This is a genomic window from Cupriavidus sp. 01L45, from assembly GCF_056399885.1.
The window spans coordinates 147,970-163,324 of the sequence record NZ_JBFTSG010000007.1 but is presented as its reverse complement, the minus strand read 5'-3'; the positions used below and the strand labels follow the sequence as shown (position 1 = coordinate 163,324).

The 15,355-nt window shown below is 62.1% G+C and carries 27 protein-coding genes; 26 read left to right on the top strand and 1 reads right to left on the bottom strand.

The window, feature by feature from the left end; translation table 11 throughout:
- Both AC1DT6_RS07235 and rpsJ read left to right on the top strand, forming a co-directional pair.
- A partial coding sequence (locus AC1DT6_RS07235) for an EF-Tu C-terminal domain-related protein (protein WP_456301274.1) occupies window positions 1–151 on the top strand: 151 nt, incomplete at its 5' end.
- 94 nt (window positions 152–245) lie between these two features.
- Window positions 246–554 carry a 30S ribosomal protein S10 gene (gene rpsJ, locus AC1DT6_RS07230; protein ID WP_006160488.1) on the top strand — a complete coding sequence of 103 codons (309 nt, stop codon included), beginning with the start codon at window positions 246–248 and terminating at the stop codon, window positions 552–554.
- A gap of 106 nt (window positions 555–660) precedes the next feature.
- Here the strand turns inward: rpsJ and AC1DT6_RS07225 are convergent, their stop codons facing one another.
- Window positions 661–1,674, bottom strand: coding sequence for an AraC family transcriptional regulator (locus tag AC1DT6_RS07225; protein WP_477114576.1), 1,014 nt, complete (start codon window positions 1,672–1,674; stop codon window positions 661–663).
- A 281-nt stretch (window positions 1,675–1,955) separates the two neighbouring features.
- Between AC1DT6_RS07225 and AC1DT6_RS07220 the strand changes: the two genes are divergently transcribed.
- The 24 genes from AC1DT6_RS07220 (at window position 1,956) to rplO (ending at window position 15,350) form a co-directional block, all read left to right on the top strand.
- Window positions 1,956–3,191, top strand: coding sequence for a dienelactone hydrolase family protein (locus AC1DT6_RS07220; protein ID WP_441632746.1), 1,236 nt, complete (start codon window positions 1,956–1,958; stop codon window positions 3,189–3,191).
- 127 nt (window positions 3,192–3,318) lie between these two features.
- The gene (locus tag AC1DT6_RS07215; RefSeq protein WP_441632744.1) at window positions 3,319–4,107 is read left to right on the top strand and encodes an SDR family oxidoreductase; all 789 of its coding nucleotides are present in this window, start codon (window positions 3,319–3,321) and stop codon (window positions 4,105–4,107) included.
- A gap of 54 nt (window positions 4,108–4,161) precedes the next feature.
- A complete protein-coding gene (locus AC1DT6_RS07210) occupies window positions 4,162–5,403 on the top strand; it encodes a styrene monooxygenase/indole monooxygenase family protein (protein WP_441632742.1) in 1,242 nt (413 codons plus the stop codon).
- A 1-nt stretch (window position 5,404) separates the two neighbouring features.
- Window positions 5,405–5,896, top strand: a complete 492-nt coding sequence (locus tag AC1DT6_RS07205; protein WP_441632740.1) for a flavin reductase family protein — start codon at window positions 5,405–5,407, stop codon at window positions 5,894–5,896.
- Between the two features lie 301 nt (window positions 5,897–6,197).
- Window positions 6,198–6,848, top strand: coding sequence for a 50S ribosomal protein L3 (rplC, locus tag AC1DT6_RS07200; protein ID WP_035870770.1), 651 nt, complete (start codon window positions 6,198–6,200; stop codon window positions 6,846–6,848).
- An 11-nt stretch (window positions 6,849–6,859) separates the two neighbouring features.
- Window positions 6,860–7,480 (top strand): 50S ribosomal protein L4, encoded by a 621-nt coding sequence (gene rplD, locus AC1DT6_RS07195; RefSeq protein WP_035870768.1) that lies wholly within the window; start codon window positions 6,860–6,862, stop codon window positions 7,478–7,480.
- Window positions 7,477–7,791 (top strand): 50S ribosomal protein L23, encoded by a 315-nt coding sequence (gene rplW, locus AC1DT6_RS07190; RefSeq protein ID WP_006160473.1) that lies wholly within the window; start codon window positions 7,477–7,479, stop codon window positions 7,789–7,791. Before rplD ends, rplW begins: the two co-directional genes overlap by 4 nt.
- A 2-nt stretch (window positions 7,792–7,793) precedes the next feature.
- Window positions 7,794–8,624 carry a 50S ribosomal protein L2 gene (rplB, locus tag AC1DT6_RS07185; RefSeq protein WP_441632736.1) on the top strand — a complete coding sequence of 277 codons (831 nt, stop codon included), beginning with the start codon at window positions 7,794–7,796 and terminating at the stop codon, window positions 8,622–8,624.
- 21 nt (window positions 8,625–8,645) lie between these two features.
- On the top strand, window positions 8,646–8,921 hold the full coding sequence (gene rpsS, locus AC1DT6_RS07180; RefSeq protein ID WP_035870763.1) for a 30S ribosomal protein S19: 276 nt from the start codon (window positions 8,646–8,648) through the stop codon (window positions 8,919–8,921).
- A gap of 9 nt (window positions 8,922–8,930) precedes the next feature.
- Complete coding sequence (gene rplV / locus AC1DT6_RS07175) at window positions 8,931–9,260, top strand: 50S ribosomal protein L22 (protein WP_006160469.1); 330 nt, start codon at window positions 8,931–8,933, stop codon at window positions 9,258–9,260.
- A gap of 9 nt (window positions 9,261–9,269) precedes the next feature.
- The gene (rpsC, locus tag AC1DT6_RS07170; protein WP_035870762.1) at window positions 9,270–10,076 is read left to right on the top strand and encodes a 30S ribosomal protein S3; all 807 of its coding nucleotides are present in this window, start codon (window positions 9,270–9,272) and stop codon (window positions 10,074–10,076) included.
- Window positions 10,077–10,078: 2 nt separating this feature from the next.
- Complete coding sequence (gene rplP / locus AC1DT6_RS07165) at window positions 10,079–10,495, top strand: 50S ribosomal protein L16 (RefSeq protein ID WP_006160465.1); 417 nt, start codon at window positions 10,079–10,081, stop codon at window positions 10,493–10,495.
- An 11-nt stretch (window positions 10,496–10,506) separates the two neighbouring features.
- On the top strand, window positions 10,507–10,701 hold the full coding sequence (rpmC, locus tag AC1DT6_RS07160) for a 50S ribosomal protein L29 (RefSeq protein ID WP_020203850.1): 195 nt from the start codon (window positions 10,507–10,509) through the stop codon (window positions 10,699–10,701).
- A complete protein-coding gene (gene rpsQ, locus AC1DT6_RS07155) occupies window positions 10,698–10,976 on the top strand; it encodes a 30S ribosomal protein S17 (RefSeq protein ID WP_006160462.1) in 279 nt (92 codons plus the stop codon). The genes rpmC and rpsQ overlap by 4 nt, the downstream gene beginning before the upstream one ends.
- 276 nt (window positions 10,977–11,252) lie before the next feature.
- The gene (rplN, locus tag AC1DT6_RS07150) at window positions 11,253–11,621 is read left to right on the top strand and encodes a 50S ribosomal protein L14 (RefSeq protein ID WP_477114575.1); all 369 of its coding nucleotides are present in this window, start codon (window positions 11,253–11,255) and stop codon (window positions 11,619–11,621) included.
- A gap of 9 nt (window positions 11,622–11,630) precedes the next feature.
- The gene (gene rplX, locus AC1DT6_RS07145; protein WP_035870755.1) at window positions 11,631–11,939 is read left to right on the top strand and encodes a 50S ribosomal protein L24; all 309 of its coding nucleotides are present in this window, start codon (window positions 11,631–11,633) and stop codon (window positions 11,937–11,939) included.
- Between the two features lie 25 nt (window positions 11,940–11,964).
- Window positions 11,965–12,507, top strand: a complete 543-nt coding sequence (rplE, locus tag AC1DT6_RS07140; RefSeq protein ID WP_006160458.1) for a 50S ribosomal protein L5 — start codon at window positions 11,965–11,967, stop codon at window positions 12,505–12,507.
- 9 nt (window positions 12,508–12,516) lie between these two features.
- On the top strand, window positions 12,517–12,822 hold the full coding sequence (rpsN, locus tag AC1DT6_RS07135; protein ID WP_006160456.1) for a 30S ribosomal protein S14: 306 nt from the start codon (window positions 12,517–12,519) through the stop codon (window positions 12,820–12,822).
- A 27-nt stretch (window positions 12,823–12,849) separates the two neighbouring features.
- Window positions 12,850–13,245 carry a 30S ribosomal protein S8 gene (rpsH, locus tag AC1DT6_RS07130; protein ID WP_006160454.1) on the top strand — a complete coding sequence of 132 codons (396 nt, stop codon included), beginning with the start codon at window positions 12,850–12,852 and terminating at the stop codon, window positions 13,243–13,245.
- A gap of 10 nt (window positions 13,246–13,255) precedes the next feature.
- On the top strand, window positions 13,256–13,789 hold the full coding sequence (gene rplF / locus AC1DT6_RS07125) for a 50S ribosomal protein L6 (RefSeq protein ID WP_035870753.1): 534 nt from the start codon (window positions 13,256–13,258) through the stop codon (window positions 13,787–13,789).
- An 11-nt stretch (window positions 13,790–13,800) separates the two neighbouring features.
- Entirely contained in the window at window positions 13,801–14,157 is a 357-nt protein-coding gene (gene rplR / locus AC1DT6_RS07120) for a 50S ribosomal protein L18 (protein ID WP_441632731.1), read from the top strand.
- Window positions 14,158–14,178: 21 nt separating this feature from the next.
- Window positions 14,179–14,697 (top strand): 30S ribosomal protein S5, encoded by a 519-nt coding sequence (gene rpsE, locus AC1DT6_RS07115; protein ID WP_006160449.1) that lies wholly within the window; start codon window positions 14,179–14,181, stop codon window positions 14,695–14,697.
- Window positions 14,698–14,710: 13 nt separating this feature from the next.
- Window positions 14,711–14,893, top strand: a complete 183-nt coding sequence (gene rpmD, locus AC1DT6_RS07110) for a 50S ribosomal protein L30 (protein ID WP_006160440.1) — start codon at window positions 14,711–14,713, stop codon at window positions 14,891–14,893.
- Window positions 14,894–14,915: 22 nt separating this feature from the next.
- Window positions 14,916–15,350 (top strand): 50S ribosomal protein L15, encoded by a 435-nt coding sequence (rplO, locus tag AC1DT6_RS07105; protein WP_006160439.1) that lies wholly within the window; start codon window positions 14,916–14,918, stop codon window positions 15,348–15,350.
- Window positions 15,351–15,355 lie beyond the last annotated feature (5 nt).

The following is a 15,355-nucleotide window of genomic DNA, read 5'->3' as shown; positions in this document are numbered from 1 at the left end:
GAAGGACAAGGAAATGGTCATGCCGGGTGACAACGTGTCGATCACGGTCAAGCTGATTGCCCCGATCGCCATGGAAGAAGGCCTGCGTTTCGCCATCCGTGAAGGCGGTCGTACCGTCGGCGCCGGCGTCGTGGCAAAGATCCTCGACTAAGCAAACTTCCTGGAGCAGGCTGGCGGTACAATACCGCCGGCCTGTTCCCTTGTTCCAGGGCGCTCGCCGCCCATCGCTCTTTTAAGGAAATATCATGCAGAACCAGAAGATCCGTATCCGCCTGAAGGCTTTCGACTATCGCCTGATCGACCAGTCGGCAGCCGAAATCGTGGATACCGCCAAGCGTACCGGCGCGATCGTCAAGGGCCCGGTGCCCCTGCCGACCCGTATCCAGCGCTTCGACATCCTGCGTTCGCCGCACGTCAACAAGACGAGCCGTGATCAGTTCGAGATCCGTACTCACCAGCGCCTGATGGACATTGTCGATCCTACCGACAAGACCGTTGACGCACTGATGAAGCTCGACCTGCCGGCCGGCGTCGACGTCGAAATCAAGGTGTAAGGTATTCCGCACAAGACCGCCCCTGGCGGTTTTGCGCAAACAGAAACGGCGAACTTCGGTTCGCCGTTTCTGTTTTTGTGCCCCCCTCTCCCCGTTGCACGGCCGGCTAGGCGGGCCCGCGCCGGCGGAGCGTCTGCCCCGGTGGCTCGCCGAAACTCTTGCGATATTCCACACTGAAGCGCCCCAGGTGGCTGAAGCCCCAGCGCAAGGCCGCGGCGGTGACCGAATCGAGGGCCCGGTCGTTCAACAAGTCCTGATGCACCCGTTCCAGCCGGACTGCGCGCAGGTATGCCATCGGGCTGATGCCGCGGTGCTCGCGAAATCCCGCATACAGCCCGCGCAGGCTGACGCCGGCCACTTCGGCCAGCAAGGCTGGCGTCAACGGTGCGTTGGCATGGGCATGGATGTACTCTTCGACCAGTTTCACATGACGCGGTGCCAGGGGTTTGCCGCGCGCCCGCAGTGCTTCGCTGAGACTGTGGGGCTGCACCGTCAATAGCGTGCCGATCACCAACTGCTCCAGCTGGCAGGCAGTGAGCGGATGCCGGGCCGCATCCGGTGCCAGCGCCATCACATCCGCCAGGTAGTGCACCATCTGGTACCACGCCGCCAGACGCCGCCACGGCATGCCTAGCTCGAAACGCAGCGGTTGTTGGGGACGATGGCCCAGGTACGCCGCGCACACCCGCTCCAGCGCGCCGCGCTCGACGCGCACGATCAACTGGTCGCTGTCGCGGCTCCAGCGCATTCGCACCGGATCGCAAGGCGTCAGCACCGAAGCGGTTTCCCGGTCGGAAAGGATCTCCTGCTGGCCGCAACGGATTTCCGCATGGCCGGCTATGGGCATCTGCACCAGCAGGAAGTCGTCAAGCGGCCCGGRCTCGATCTGCACCTCGGCCCCATAGGCCAGCCGGTTGAATGAGACCGCGCCAAGGGGCGCATGATACATGCGCGCCGCCAGCGCGGTGCCGCCGATGGTGAGCTTGTGCGGCTTGAACACCATGCCGACGGCGGCCCGCGTCTCGGCCTGGTCGGTCGAGGCGAAGACCAGCCGGGTAGGGTCGTCTAGCAGGGCGCCAGCCAGCGGCTCGGTGGCCGTGGCCGCGGGGGGCTGCGGCATTGTCTCGCTCCTCGGCATCATTGGCGCGCCGTTCCTGGTGGGGGATCCTCCTGCCTGCGGACCGTGCTGCTGCGTTGCCGCATTGGCCCCGCGCTGGTCTGCGGACGGAATCCTTCACATCACTATAGTGGATCGCTTCCTCGCGCCACTTGCCCGCCCCGCCATTTTCCTGCACTAATCGGATAGCCGCTGCAGCCGGTGGCTAGTTTGCTGCGGTGCGGATCGCCCATGATCGAATCCAGCACGGCAGCCCAACCCCCAAGAACAAAGGAGCGCAGCCCATGGGCCAGACTATCCAGATCCAAGCCGCCGACGGCAGCGGCACATTCAATGCCTACCTGGCCACGCCCGAATCGGGCAAGGGGCCTGGCATCGTGTTGTGCCAGGAAATCTTCGGCGTCAACGCCACTATGCGCGCCGTGGCGGACTACTACGCCGAGGAAGGCTACACGGTCCTGGTGCCGGACCTGTTCTGGCGTATCGCACCCGGCATTGAACTGGGCGACCGCGGCGAAGACTTCCAGCGCGCCCTTGGGCTGTATCAGCGCTTTGATGAGGCCCTCGGCGTCAAGGATGTGGGTTCGGCGCTGGAAGCGCTGCGCGCGCGTCCCGAGTGCGTGGGCCAGACGGGGGTGCTCGGCTTTTGCCTGGGTGGCAAGCTCGCCTACCTGTCCGCCTGCCGCCTGGACAGGGTGGCCTGCGCGGTGGCGTACTACGGCGTCGGCATTGAGCATGCACTGGCCGAGGCAGCCCACATCAAGGGCCGGCTGGTGCTGCATGTGGCCGAGCGCGACGGCTTCTGCCCGCCGGAGGCGCAAGCGCAGATCCGCGCTGCCCTGGGCGGCAAGGATGGCATTGAGCTGTATGTCTATCCCGGCGTCGATCATGCATTTGCCCGCGCCGGCGGCGAGCACTATGACCGACCGTCCGCGCTGATGGCGCACCAGCGGTCGATTGGCGCGCTGCGCGCAGAGATGGGTCCGCACTACGACTTCTCGGCCCTCTGGGACAAGCACTGCGAATACGAATTCGCCACCCGCGATGTCGATGCCACGATGGCGACCATGGTGGCGGAGCCCTACGTCAACCATATCCCGACCATGACCGGTGGCGTCGGCTATCGGCAGCTCAAGCGCTTCTACCAGAACCACTTTGTCCACAGCAACCCGCCGGACACCACGCTGATTCCGCTGTCACGTACGGTGGGCGCCAGCCAGATCGTCGACGAGCTGCTGTTCTGCTTCACGCATACCTGCGAGATTGACTGGATGCTGCCTGGCGTGCCACCCACTGGCAAGCGAGTGGAGATTCCGCTTGTCGCCATCGTCAAGTTCCGTGGCGACAAGCTTTACCACGAGCACATCTACTGGGACCAGGCCAGCGTGCTGGTGCAGATCGGCAAGCTCGATCCGACCGGGCTGCCCGTGGCCGGCATCAAGACTGCCCGCAAGCTGCTCGATGAAACGTTGCCCTCCAACGCGCTGATGGCACGCTGGCAGGAGAGCGAAGGCAAGTAGGCGGGGCGGGACCGCCGCCCCGGCAATCGACAAAATCAAAGCAAAAGGGGCGTGCCCGGCGCGCGCCGCGGGTACCGCTTGGTCCCTGCGGCGCATGGGCAACGCACCGATACAAGGAGACAACGTCATGAARGGACTGCAGGACAAAGTCGCCATCGTCAGCGGCGGCGCCACCCTTATCGGCGCGGGCGTGGCGAAGGCCTTCGTCGAGGCCGGCACGCGAGTGGCGATTCTCGATATCGATGCCGCCGGCGGCGAGCGTGTCGCCGGCGAGCTGGGCGAACGAGCACGCTTCATTCGCGCCGACATCACCGACGACGCCGAGGTGGCCGCGGCCGTGTCGCAGGTCACGCGGCACTTCGGCGGCATCGATTACCTCGTCAACCTGGCCTGCACCTATCTCGATGACGGCTTCAAATCGAACCGCCGCGACTGGCTCACCGCGCTCGACGTCAATGTGGTCTCCAGCGTGATGCTGGCCCAGGCCGTCCACGAGGGAATGCGCGCGCGCGGCGGTGGCGCGATCGTCAACCTCACCAGCATCTCGGCCAACGTGGCGCAGACCGGCCGCTGGCTCTATCCGGCCTCCAAGGCAGCGATCCGGCAGCTCACCCGCAGCATGGCGATGGACCTCGCGCCCGACCATATCCGCGTCAACGCTGTCTCGCCGGGCTGGACCTGGTGCCGGCTGATGGACGAGGTCAGCGGTGGCAACCGCGAGCGTACCGATCGCGTGGCGGCGGACTTCCACCTGCTGGGCCGCGTGGGCGAGCCCGATGAAGTGGCCCAGGTGGTGCTGTTTCTCTGCTCGGACCATGCCAGCTTTGTCACCGGCGCCGACTACGCGGTGGACGGCGGCTACTCGGCGATGGGCCCGGAGCAAAACGTGCCCGCCATCCCGCGCCTGGCCGGCTGAAACCGCGATGCGGGACTTCGACTTTCACGCTGAACCTTCAAGTAGGAGATTGCCATGAGCCAACGCATTGCCATCGTCGGCGCCGGCCAGTCCGGCCTGCAGATGGCCCTGGGCCTGCAAGCCAAGGGCTACCGGGTCACGCTGCTGACCAATCGCACGCCGGACCAGGTCCGCGCGGGCAAGGTCATGTCCAGCCAGTGCATGTTCGATCGCGCGCTGCAGACCGAGCGAGAGCTGGGCTTGAACTGGTGGGATGATGCGTGCCCGCCGGTGGAAGGGATCGGCCTGGCGATTCCGCATCCGGAACAGCCTGCCGCCAGGTTGATCGACTGGGCTGCCCGGCTCGACCATCCGGCCCAAGCGGTGGACCAGCGACTCAAGATGCCGGCCTGGATGGAAGCCTTCGCGCAACGCGGTGGCGACCTGCGCATTGCCGATGCCGGCGTCGATGAACTGGAAGCGCTGGCTCGCGAGCATGATCTTGTGCTGCTTGCGGCTGGCAAGGGCGAGATCGTCAGCCGTTTCGAGCGRGACGCCACGCGCAGTCCTTTCAGCGCGCCGCAGCGTTCGCTTGCCCTGACCTATGTGAACGCAATGGCGCCGCGCACCCCGTTCTCGCGGGTTTGCTTCAACTTGATTCCCGGCATTGGCGAATACTTCGTCTTCCCGGCCCTGACGCTATCCGGCCCCTGCGAGATCATGGTGTTCGAGGGCATACCGGGCGGCCCGATGGACCGCTGGGCCGATGCGCGTACGCCGGAGCAGCACCTCGCCGAGAGTCTGCGCATCCTGCGCACCTGGTTGCCGTGGGAGGCGGAGCGCTGCGATGCGGTGACGCTGACCGACGAGCAAGGCATTCTCGCCGGCCGCTTCGCCCCGACCGTGCGCCGGCCGGTGATGACCTTGCCCTCGGGCCGGCTCGTGTTCGGCATGGCCGACGCTGTCCTCGTCAACGATCCCATTACCGGACAGGGCTCCAACAACGCCGCCAAGTGCTGCAAGGTGTATCTGGATGCCATCATTGCGCACGGCGATCGCGGTTTCGACGGGGACTGGATGGAGCAGACGTTCGCGCGCTACTGGCAGTACGCCGGCGACGTAGTGAACTGGACCAACTCCCTGCTCACGCCACCGCCAGCGCATATCCTGTCGCTGCTGGGCGCGGCAGGCCATGCGCCAGAGCTGGCCGCCCGCATTGCCAATGGCTTCGATAATCCGCCGGACTTCTTCCCCTGGTGGTCAGATTCCGCTGCCTGCCAGCAGTTGATTGACCAGCATCTGCCTCAGGCGGCCTGATATGGAAGCCGCTTGCGCTGTGCTGGATACCAGGGCGCTGCGGCGGGCCTGTGGCCGCTACGCTACTGGCGTGGCGGTCATCGGTGCCTGCGGTGCCGAGGGCCGTCCGATTGGCTTGACCATCAACTCTTTCGCCTCGCTATCCCTGGCGCCCCCGCTGATCTTGTGGAGCCTCGCACTGCACTCGCCAAGCGCCGCGCATTTCGCCGTGGGGAAGCACTTCGGCGTCAGCATACTGCAGGCGGGCCACGGCGAGCTGGCGCGCCGTTTTGCCACGCCTGCCGAGGACAAGTTTGCCGGCGTCTCCCATCGGCGCTGTGAGCGGGGCGTACCTTATCTCGATGAAGCGTTGGCCACGCTGGCGTGCAGGGTGGAGCGCGCGGACGCGGTAGGAGATCATCTACTGATCGTTGGCGAAGTGCAGGGGTTTGAAGTGGGGGAGGGTGAACCGCTGGTGTTTTTCGGCGGGGAGTTCGTGAAGGTTGGGCGGTAAGGCTTCCGATTCGGTGCCGAAATTGCCACTTTTGCTGTCAAGACGCGCGGTGCCAGCGCCCCGCAACCGTAGTCAACGCCACAAAACAACACCGGCCCCACCGCGCACGCCCCAACTTCCTAAGGCACTCTTGCTCTTTCCAAACCGCTGCGATATAGTGTAAGGCTACCCGTTTGTCTATGGGTAGTGGGCCGGCCAGCTTGGCCGCGCGCAGTCTTCTTCAGCGCAAGCCCCGCACTGCAAACACTGTTTTCGTGTATCAATCAGCCCCGGCCAATCGCAGCTGGGAATGGAGCAAACCATGAGCCTTGGCCTTGTAGGTCGCAAGGTTGGCATGACCCGTATTTTCACGGACGACGGCGATTCAATTCCCGTTACCGTGGTCGAGGTCGGCGACAACCGCGTGACACAAATCAAGACGGACGAGACCGACGGTTATACCTCGGTTCAAGTCACTTTCGGCGCACGCCGCGCTAGCCGCGTCACCAAGCCTTTGGCAGGTCACCTTGCCAAAGCTGGTGTTGAAGCTGGTGAAATCATCCGCGAATTCCGCATCGATGCCGCTAAGGCTGGCGAACTGCAACCCGGCGGCACGCTGTCGGTTGACCTGTTCGAAGTCGGTCAAAAGATCGACGTCCAGGGCGTGACCATCGGTAAGGGCTACGCCGGTACCATCAAGCGTCACCATTTCGCATCGGGTCGTGCCACCCACGGTAACTCGCGTTCGCACAACGTGCCGGGTTCCATCGGTATGGCGCAGGATCCGGGCCGTGTGTTCCCCGGCAAGCGCATGACCGGCCATCTGGGTGACGTCACCCGCACCGTCCAGAACCTGGAAATCGCCAAGATCGACGCAGAGCGCAAGCTGCTGCTGGTCAAGGGCGCCATTCCCGGCTCCAAGGGCGGCAAGGTTATCGTTACCCCGGCCGTCAAGGCCAAAGCCAAAGCTTAAGGAGCGAATCAATGGAACTCAAGCTCCTCCAGGACAATGGCCAGATCGGCGCAAGCGTTGACGCTTCGCCCGAAGTCTTCGGCCGTGACTACAACGAAGCCCTCGTTCACCAGATCGTCGTCGCTTACCAGGCTAACGCTCGCAGCGGTAACCGTAAGCAGAAGGATCGTGAAGAGGTCAAGCACACGACCAAGAAGCCTTGGCGCCAGAAGGGTACGGGTCGCGCCCGTGCCGGTATGTCTTCCTCGCCGCTGTGGCGCGGGGGCGGCCGTATCTTCCCGAATTCGCCGGAAGAGAACTTCACGCAGAAGGTCAACAAGAAGATGTTCCGTGCCGGTATGCGCTCGATTTACTCGCAGCTCGCACGTGAAGGTCGTATCAACGTGGTGGACGGTTTCACCGTCGATGCGCCCAAGACCAAGCTCTTGGCCGACAAGTTCAAGGCCATGGGCCTGGACTCGGTGCTGATCATCACCGACAGCCTCGACGAGAACCTCTACCTGGCTTCGCGCAACCTGCCGCACGTGGCAGTTGTCGAGCCGCGCCAGGCTGACCCGCTGTCGCTCGTGCACTACAAGAAGGTGCTGGTGACCAAGGCAGCCGTCGCGCAGATCGAGGAGTTGCTGAAATGACGCAAGTAGCCAAGAACGATCATCGTTTGATGCAGGTGCTGCTCGCGCCGGTGGTTTCCGAAAAGGCAACCCTGGTCGCCGACAAGAACGAACAAGTCGTGTTCGAAGTCGCTCGCGATGCCAACAAGGCAGACGTGAAGGCGGCAGTCGAACTGCTGTTCAAGGTCGAGGTGCAGTCCGTTCAGATCCTGAACCAAAAGGGCAAGCAAAAGCGTTTTGGCCGTTTCATGGGGCGTCGCAACCACGTGAAGAAGGCTTACGTTTCGCTCAAGCCGGGTCAGGAAATCAATTTTGAAGCGGAGGCCAAGTAATCATGGCACTCGTCAAGACCAAGCCGACGTCCCCGGGCCGTCGCTCCATGGTGAAGGTGGTTAACGCCAACCTGCACAAGGGCGCGCCCCACGCTCCGCTGCTGGAAAAGCAATTCCAGAAGTCGGGCCGTAACAACAACGGTCATATCACCACCCGCCACAAGGGCGGTGGTCATAAGCACCACTATCGCGTGGTCGACTTCAAGCGCAACGACAAGGACGGCATCCCCGCCAAGGTCGAGCGTCTGGAATACGATCCGAACCGCAGCGCCAATATCGCGCTGGTGCTGTTCGCCGACGGCGAACGCCGCTACATCATTGCCACCAAGGGCATGGTAGTTGGCCAGGCGTTGATGAATGGCTCGGAAGCTGCGATCAAGTCGGGTAACAACCTGCCGATCCGCAACATTCCGGTTGGTACCACCATCCACTGCGTGGAAATGCTGCCGGGCAAGGGCGCTCAGATCGCTCGCGCCGCAGGCGGTTCCGCCGTGCTGCTGGCTCGTGAAGGCATCTACGCCCAGGTTCGCCTGCGCTCCGGTGAAGTGCGTCGCGTTCACATCGAATGCCGCGCCACCATCGGTGAAGTCGGTAACGAAGAGCACAGCCTGCGCGTCATCGGCAAGGCCGGTGCAAATCGTTGGCGCGGTATCCGCCCGACGGTTCGCGGCGTTGTGATGAACCCGGTGGACCACCCGCACGGTGGTGGTGAAGGCAAGACCGCCGCAGGTCGTGACCCCGTTTCGCCGTGGGGTACCCCGGCTAAGGGTTACCGTACCCGCAGCAACAAGCGCACTGCCAGCATGATCGTGCAGCGCCGCCACAAGCGTTAATCGGTAGGTAGGAGCCTAGACATGACACGTTCCGCAAAAAAGGGTCCGTTCTGTGACGCCCACCTGCTGAAAAAGGTGGAAGCAGCTGCAGGCGGCAAGGACAAGAAGCCCATCAAGACTTGGTCGCGTCGCTCGACCATTCTGCCGGACTTCATCGGCCTGACGATCGCCGTACACAACGGCCGTCAACACGTGCCGGTGTATGTTTCGGAAAACATGGTTGGCCACAAGCTCGGTGAATTTGCGCTCACGCGTACGTTCAAGGGCCACGCGGCTGACAAGAAAGCGAAGAGGTAAGGTGCCATCATGGAAGTGAAAGCGATTCATCGCGGTGCCCGCATCTCCGCCCAGAAAACGCGCCTGGTCGCTGACCAGATCCGCGGTCTGCCGATCGAGCGCGCGCTCAACGTTCTGACGTTCAGCCCGAAAAAGGCTGCCGTCATCGTGAAGAAGGTGGTCGAATCGGCCATCGCCAACGCCGAGCATAACGAAGGCGCCGACATCGACGAATTGAAGGTCAAGACCATCTTCGTCGACAAGGCAACCTCGCTCAAGCGTTTCACGGCACGAGCAAAGGGCCGCGGCAACCGCATCGAGAAACAAACTTGTCACATCACTGTGACGCTCGGCAACTAAGGAGTCACGATGGGACAGAAGATTCATCCGACTGGCTTCCGTCTGGCCGTCAGCCGTAACTGGGCTTCGCGTTGGTACGCCAACAACACGAAGTTCGCCGGCATGCTGAAGGAAGACATCGAAGTTCGCGAGTTTCTGAAGAAGAAGCTCAAGAACGCTTCGGTAGGCCGCGTCGTGATCGAGCGCCCCGCCCGCAATGCACGTCTCACCATTTATAGCTCGCGTCCGGGCGTGGTGATCGGCAAGAAGGGTGAGGACATCGAACTGCTCAAGGCCGAGCTGCAACGCCGCATGGGTGTGCCCGTGCACGTGAACATCGAGGAAATCCGCAAGCCGGAAACCGATGCGCAGCTGATCGCCGATTCGATCACCCAGCAGCTCGAGCGCCGTATCATGTTCCGCCGCGCAATGAAGCGCGCGATGCAGAATGCGATGCGCCTCGGTGCCCAGGGCATCAAGATCATGAGCGCCGGTCGTCTGAACGGCATCGAAATCGCTCGTACCGAGTGGTATCGCGAAGGCCGTGTGCCCCTGCACACCCTGCGCGCCGACATCGACTACGGCTTCTCCGAAGCAGAAACCACCTACGGCATCATCGGTGTCAAGGTGTGGGTCTACAAGGGTGATCACCTCGGCCGCAACGATGCGCCGGTGGTGGAAGAGCCGCAAGACGAGCGTCGTCGTCGCCCGGGTGGTCGTCCTGATGGTCGTCGCCGTGAAGGCGAAGGCGGCCGTCCGGGTGGCAATCGCCGCGGTGGCGCGGGTGCCGGTGCAGGTCGCCGCGCTCCTGGCGCAGATGCGAAGAGTGGAGAATAACGATGCTGCAACCTAAGCGCAGAAAATACCGCAAGGAGCAGAAAGGCCGCAACACGGGTAAGGCTACCCGTGGCAACGCCGTGTCTTTCGGCGAATTCGGCCTGAAGGCGATGGGCCGTGGTCGTCTGACGGCTCGTCAGATCGAGTCGGCACGTCGTGCGATGACCCGTCACATCAAGCGTGGCGGCCGCATCTGGATCCGGATTTTCCCGGACAAGCCGATCTCGAAGAAGCCCGCCGAAGTCCGTATGGGTAACGGTAAGGGTAATCCGGAATACTACGTGGCAGAAATCCAGCCGGGCAAGATGCTGTACGAAATGGATGGCGTGACGGAAGAGCTGGCTCGTGAGGCGTTCCGCCTCGCGGCCGCCAAGCTGCCGATCGCCACCAATTTCGTGGTGCGCCAGGTCGGGACGTAAGGAGAGCAGGGATGAAAGCRTCCGAACTTCGCGGCAAAGATGCCGCCGGGCTGAACCAGGAGCTCTCCGAGCTGCTGAAGGCCCAATTTAGCCTGCGCATGCAAAAGGCCACCCAACAGCTGCAGAACACCAGCCAGCTGAAGAAGGTGCGCAAGGACATCGCGCGGGTGCAAACCGTGCTGAACGAAAAGGCGACCACGAAATGACTGAAACTGCACAAACGGAATCGTCGCTTCGCCGTACTTTGGTCGGCCGGGTAGTTAGCGACAAGATGGACAAGACCGTCACGGTCCTGATCGAAAACCGCGTCAAGCATCCTCTGTACGGCAAGTACGTGCTGCGTTCCAAGAAGTACCACGCACACGACGAAGCCAACCAGTACAAGGAAGGCGACAAGGTCGAGATCCAGGAAACGCGTCCGCTGTCGCGGACCAAGTCCTGGGTGGTTTCCCGTCTGGTCGAAGCTGCGCGCGTCATCTAAAAAACCACACGGTTTTAGGTTGGCTTGCGAGTCCAGGGTTATGTGCTATAATCCTGGACTTCCGCTTTGTTGCATTCGCCTTAGTTGTATCACCCCGGCGAGTCGATGAAGCGAACCTGGCCGAGCGGCTCCTGATTAACCATGTTCAGGCCGCCTGGTAACTACCGACTTCAAAGTTGATCAACCCAAACGGTTGCTGGCGCAAAGCCAGGGGCTGACGGGACCAAGACTGACCGGCGGGCGTTGCCCGGTGGATTAAGTTGGGAAGATAACACCATGATTCAGACAGAAAGCCGGCTCGAAGTAGCCGATAACACTGGTGCGCGCGAAGTGCTGTGCATCAAAGTGCTGGGTGGGTCCAAGCGCCGCTATGCGAGCGTGGGCGACATCATCAAGGTGACCGTCAAGGACGCAGCGCCGCGCGGTCGCGTGAAGAAGGGCGATATTTACAACGCCGTCGTCGTGCGTACCGCCAAGGGCGTGCGTCGCGCTGATGGGTCGCTCGTCAAGTTCGACAGCAATGCCGCTGTCTTGCTGAACACCAAGCTCGAGCCGATCGGCACCCGTATTTTCKGGCCGGTGACTCGTGAACTCCGTACCGAGCGCTTCATGAAGATCGTGTCGCTCGCGCCGGAAGTGCTGTAAGGAGCCGCCATGAACAAGATTCGTAAAGGCGACGAAGTCATCGTCCTGACCGGCAAAGACAAGGGCAAGCGCGGCACCGTGCAAGCCATGCTCGGCGACAAGGTCGTGGTGGAAGGCGTCAACGTTGCCAAGAAGCACGCACGTCCGAACCCGATGCTGGGCACCACTGGTGGCGTCATCGACAAAGTCATGCCGTTGCATATTTCTAACGTTGCGCTCGTGGATGCCAATGGCAAGCCGTCGCGCGTCGGTATCAAGGTGGAAGACGGCAAGCGCGTGCGCGTGCTGAAGACCACCGGTGCCGTCGTGGCAGCTTGATTCTGGGCACGAAGAGGAGTTGAGCATGACAGCACGTCTGCAAGAGTTTTACAAAGAACAGGTTGTTCCGAAGCTGATCGAGCAGTTCGGCTTCAAGTCGGTCATGGAAGTGCCGCGCATCACCAAGATCACCCTGAACATGGGCCTTGGCGAAGCCATCAATGACAAGAAGGTCATTGAGCTGGCCGTGGGCGACCTGACCAAGATCGCCGGTCAAAAGCCGGTGGTGACCAAGGCCAAGAAGGCAATCGCCGGCTTCAAGATCCGCCAGGGCTATCCCATCGGCGCGATGGTGACGCTGCGCGGCGAACGCATGTTCGAATTCCTCGATCGTCTCGTGACCGTGGCTCTGCCCCGCGTGCGTGACTTCCGTGGCGTGTCGGGCCGCTCGTTCGATGGTCGTGGTAACTACAACATCGGTGTGAAAGAGCAGATCATTTTCCCCGAAATCGAGTACGACAAGATCGACGCATTGCGTGGTCTGAACATCAGCATCACGACGACGGCGAAGAATGACGAGGAAGCCAAGGCGCTCCTCGCAGCATTCAAGTTCCCGTTCCGTAATTAAGGGGTAACCGTGGCTAAATTGGCTCTGATTGAACGTGAGAAGAAGCGCGCTAGGCTCGTGGCAAAGTATGCCGACAAGCGTGCAACCCTCAAGGCCATTATCGACGACCAGGAAAAGTCGGAAGAAGAGCGTTATAGCGCGCGTCTCGAGCTGCAACAGCTCCCGCGCAACGCTAACCCGACTCGCCAGCGTAACCGCTGCGCGATCACCGGTCGTCCCCGCGGTACCTTCCGCAAGTTTGGCCTGGCGCGTAATAAGATCCGTGAAATCGCCTTCCGTGGCGAAATCCCGGGTCTGACGAAAGCCAGCTGGTAATTACGCACAGGCTACAGGAGAAACAGTATGAGCATGAGCGATCCTATCGCCGATATGCTGACGCGCATCCGCAACGCCCAAGGCGTGCAGAAAGTGTCGGTTGTCATGCCGTCGTCGAAGCTGAAAGTGGCAATCGCCAAGGTCCTTAAGGACGAAGGCTACATCGACGACTACGCCGTGAAAGAAGAAGGCGGCAAGGCACAACTGAGCATCGGTCTGAAGTACTACGCCGGCCGTCCGGTCATCGAGCGCATTGAACGCGTCTCGAAGCCTGGTCTGCGCGTGTACAAGGGCCGCAGCGACATCCCCCAAGTGATGAACGGCCTCGGCGTCGCAATCATCTCGACCCCCCAGGGTCTGATGACCGACCGCAAGGCACGTGCCACTGGCGTGGGCGGCGAAGTTCTTTGCTACGTCGCGTAAGGAGTAGACCATGTCCCGTGTAGGTAAGGCTCCCATCGCGCTGCCCAAAGGCGCGGAAGTCAATGTGGCGGCTGGCGTGCTCTCCGTTAAGGGCCCGCTCGGCACGCTGACGCAGCCGATTCACAGCCTGGTCAAGGTCAATGTCGAAAACGACACGCTGACCTTCGCTCCGGTCGATGAATCGCGCGAAGCAAACGCACTGCAGGGCACCATGCGCGCCCTGGTGGCCAATATGGTCAAGGGTGTAACCGCCGGTTTCGAGCGCAAGCTTAACCTGGTCGGCGTGGGCTATCGTGCCCAGCTGCAAGGTACTGCGCTGAAGCTCCAGCTTGGTTTCTCGCACGACGTGATCCATGCGATGCCGGAAGGCGTGACGGCGACAACGCCCACGCAGACCGAGATCATCATCAAGGGTGCGGACAAGCAGAAAGTCGGTCAGGTGGCTGCGGAAGTCCGCGCGTACCGTCCGCCTGAGCCCTATAAGGGCAAGGGCGTTCGCTACTCGGACGAGCGCGTCATCCTGAAGGAAACCAAGAAGAAGTAAGGGGTGCAATCATGAACAAGAAAGACGCTCGTTTGCGCCGTGCACGTCAGACCCGCGCCAAAATCGCGGAGTTGAAGATCAACCGTCTGACCGTGTTCCGTACGAATTCGCATATTTACGCCCAGGTCTACTCGCCGTGCGGCACGCAAGTGCTGGCATCGGCTTCGACCGTCGAGGCAGAAGTGCGCAAGGAACTGACTGGCAGCGGTGCTACCGCCGCCGCCGCGACCCTGATTGGCAAGCGCATCGCCGAAAAGGCGAAGGCAGCTGGCGTGGAAACCGTTGCGTTCGATCGCGGCGGCTTCCGCTTCCATGGTCGCGTGAAGGCACTGGCTGACGCAGCACGCGAAGCCGGCCTTAAGTTCTAAGCGCACATAGAGAGATACGTCATGGCAAAAATGCAAGCAAAAGTCCAGCAGGACGAACGCGACGACGGCCTCCGCGAGAAGATGATCTCGGTCAACCGCGTCACCAAGGTGGTGAAGGGTGGCCGGATTCTCGGTTTCGCTGCGCTGACCGTGGTTGGTGACGGCGATGGCCGCATCGGCATGGGCAAGGGCAAGGCTAAGGAAGTGCCGGTTGCAGTTCAGAAGGCAATGGACGAAGCCCGTCGCAAGATGGTCAAGGTCTCGCTGAAGAACGGCACGCTGCAACACGAAGTCGTTGGCAAGCACGGCGCCGCCAAGGTGCTGATGATGCCCGCCAAGGAAGGTACCGGCGTGATCGCTGGTGGCCCGATGCGCGCGATTTTCGAAGTGATGGGCGTGACCAACGTCGTGACCAAGTCGCACGGCTCGACCAATCCGTACAACATGGTTCGCGCCACGCTGGACGGTCTTCAAAAGATGAGCACGCCGGGCGAGATCGCCGCAAAGCGTGGCAAGTCTGTTGAAGACATCCTCGGTTAAGGAGTCGGACGAAATGTCGCAACAAACCGTAAAAGTGCAACTCGTGCGCAGCCTGATCGGCACGCGCGAGGATCATCGCGCCACCGTCCGTGGCCTGGGCCTGCGCCGTATCAATTCGGTGTCGGAACTGCAGGACACGCCTGCCGTGCGCGGCATGATCAACAAGGTCTCGTACCTGGTCAAGGTTCTGGCCTGAGTCCCGGGACACGGAGAGCAAGATGCAACTCAACAACCTCAAACCGGCTGACGGTTCGAAGCACGCCAAGCGTCGCGTCGGCCGCGGTATCGGCTCCGGCCTGGGCAAGACTGCCGGCCGTGGTCACAAGGGTCAGAAGTCGCGTTCGGGCGGCTTCCACAAGGTCGGCTTCGAAGGCGGTCAAATGCCGCTGTATCGTCGCCTGCCGAAGCGTGGCTTCACGTCGCTGACGAAGGCCTTCAACGCCGAAGTGACCCTGCGTGATATCGAGCGCCTGGAAGCCACCGAGGTGGACCTGCTGGTTCTGAAGCAAGCTGGCCTGGTGGCTGAGCTGGCCAAGAGCGCCAAGGTCATCAAGGCTGGTGAGCTGACCCGCAAGGTTACGATCAAGGGTCTGGGCGCCACCGCTGGTGCCAAGGCTGCGATCGAAGCCGCCGGCGGTCAGATCGCGGCGTAATTTAG